The following is a 2,022-nucleotide window of genomic DNA, read 5'->3' as shown; positions in this document are numbered from 1 at the left end:
CAATACAGCAGCGATTGCAGCGACAATTCCTGCGATCCATGCAGCCTCTTCAAGCATTAGCTCACTCCTTTCTGCCGTGTGATTGTCCTTGCAGTTTTTGAAAACGATATCACTGTCGGCCCTCCAAGCTTGGAAAGCAACAGTTGCAACTTGGTCTTTCACAGCTCTAGCACCATCTCATTGGAGCAGGTTCATACGAGACATCAGCCTGAAACAAAAAGGTGTCTCACTAGAGTATTTTGAGACAGCGATACTCCTGCATGGTACAATGTCTAGATCCTAGTGAGACAAGGATTTTCCATGCTGGTTGGTTATGCAAGAACCTCTTCCATTGATCAGGTCGCGGGATTAGAAGCGCAGATCTATGCCTTGAGAGAAGCAGGTAGCGAGAAGCTTTTTTCCGAGCAGATATCCTCGGTTGCCAAACGAGATCAGTTGGAACTCGCGCTTGATTTCGTCAGGGAAGGTGACGTTCTGATCGCAACGCGTCTCGACCGCCTAGCGCGCTCCGCTGCACACTTACACCAAATTGTGGAGATGCTTGAACAGAAGAAAGTTGCCCTTCGCCTGCTCGATTTTGGGGGGAAGTGTGTCGATACCTCCTCACCCAGCGATCGATTGCTTCTCAACATGTTTGCAGCAGTCGCCCAGTTTGAACGTGAAATCATGCTTGAACGCCAACGCGAAGGCATTGCCAAAGCAAAACGGGAAGGCAAGTACAAGGGCCGCGCTCCGACCGCCAGAGCAAAAGCTACCCAAGTTAAGACCATGCACGCTGAGGGGATAAAACCAACAGAGATTGCCAATCGATTGGGAATTGGCCGCGCCTCAGTTTATCGGATTTTGGCTGATTGACTTCTCCGGAAAGGAGAGCCGCACCGAAACGCTGCACCAAGGTACATTGGGCATCGCACATTTCATCATATCCCACAGCTCTTAAAAAACGTTAGACGCAGGCATACCAAGATCAAGAAGGGGGAAGAGGTAGGACTGAAGTTCAGCCGTCCAGACTTTGTCAGGGACATCCTGTTCTCGGAAGACGGGTTTGGCCTGACACCGAGGGTGTTCACCAAGTCAACGCAGAAGCTGCCCGACGACCAGAAGATTGCCAGCACGTCCGCCAAGGACCACCTCCCCTACTTCGGGGAGATTTCCTTTGTCGCGCAGTATATGGACTTCACGCGGCTGGAGAAGATGCGCGGCACCTACGTGGGCCCCCCAGCCTACACGGACGAGGAGACCGGGCGTGAGATAGACCCCAGAGGTTTCTGGAAATACATCTATAAGGATCGCATCCACCCGTCATTCCTGCTACACCGCACGGTCACCGGCAGAACCGCGTCGGCCAACCCCAACGCGCAGAATTTCCCCAAGCGCGGCAAGGGCGGAATGAAGGAAGTGGTCAAGGCCTTCCGCCGGGTGTTCGAGGCTCCCCCGGGCTGGAAGATACTGGAGGCCGATCTGTCGCAGGCAGAGCTGCGCGTGGCCGCATGGATGGCCAATGAACGCACCATGATCGACATCTACAGGTCAGGCGGGGATATCCACGCATCGACGGCTGCCCGCACCATGGGCATGACCACAGAGGCGTTCCTTGCCATGGAGAAAGACACCATCTCCATGAAGCGCTTCCAAGCCAAGGCTGTTCCGACCAAATATTGGGGAATGGGAGGTGAAGCATTTTAGCGCGCACATCCCCTACTCAATCCAACTAACAGGTCCAAAAATACTACCTCCAACATAGGAGGCTAATATGAAGCATGACGGACAATTCAAAAAAGGTAATCTGCACCCACGTGCTGTATCTCTCACAGAAAGACTGCAGGAAATCAAAAAATTAAACCTAGGAACCTTGAAAATTGTTTCAAAAATTTGGCGGGGCGAACGAAGCAGACAACTGATCCAAGCCAAATGCACTTACTGCAAAAAAACTATGACCCTTGATGTTTATAACATTGTTAGCGGGAAGACAACGAACTGCAGATGCCAAAGGAGAAATAAATATAGCAATTACAATAAAGA

General features: G+C 51.5%; 3 protein-coding genes. All 3 read left to right on the top strand.

Annotated elements, in window-relative coordinates; translation table 11 throughout:
* Positions 1-300 precede the first annotated feature (300 nt).
* The gene (locus DCO57_RS22130) at positions 301-855 is read left to right on the top strand and encodes a recombinase family protein (protein WP_116701090.1); all 555 of its coding nucleotides are present in this window, start codon (positions 301-303) and stop codon (positions 853-855) included.
* A 45-nt stretch (positions 856-900) separates the two neighbouring features.
* Positions 901-1,686: a DNA polymerase gene (locus tag DCO57_RS22125; RefSeq protein WP_116701089.1), complete on the top strand. Its 786-nt coding sequence runs from the start codon at positions 901-903 to the stop codon at positions 1,684-1,686.
* A gap of 67 nt (positions 1,687-1,753) precedes the next feature.
* The coding region (locus tag DCO57_RS23760; RefSeq protein ID WP_205756256.1) for a hypothetical protein at positions 1,754-2,022 on the top strand (269 nt) is incomplete at its 3' end.

This window comes from Labrenzia sp. 011 (genome assembly GCF_003075075.1).
In the GTDB taxonomy this organism is placed as follows: domain Bacteria; phylum Pseudomonadota; class Alphaproteobacteria; order Rhizobiales; family Stappiaceae; genus Roseibium.
The sequence above is the reverse complement of the archived record's forward strand: the minus strand, read 5'-3'. Positions and strand labels throughout refer to the sequence as shown.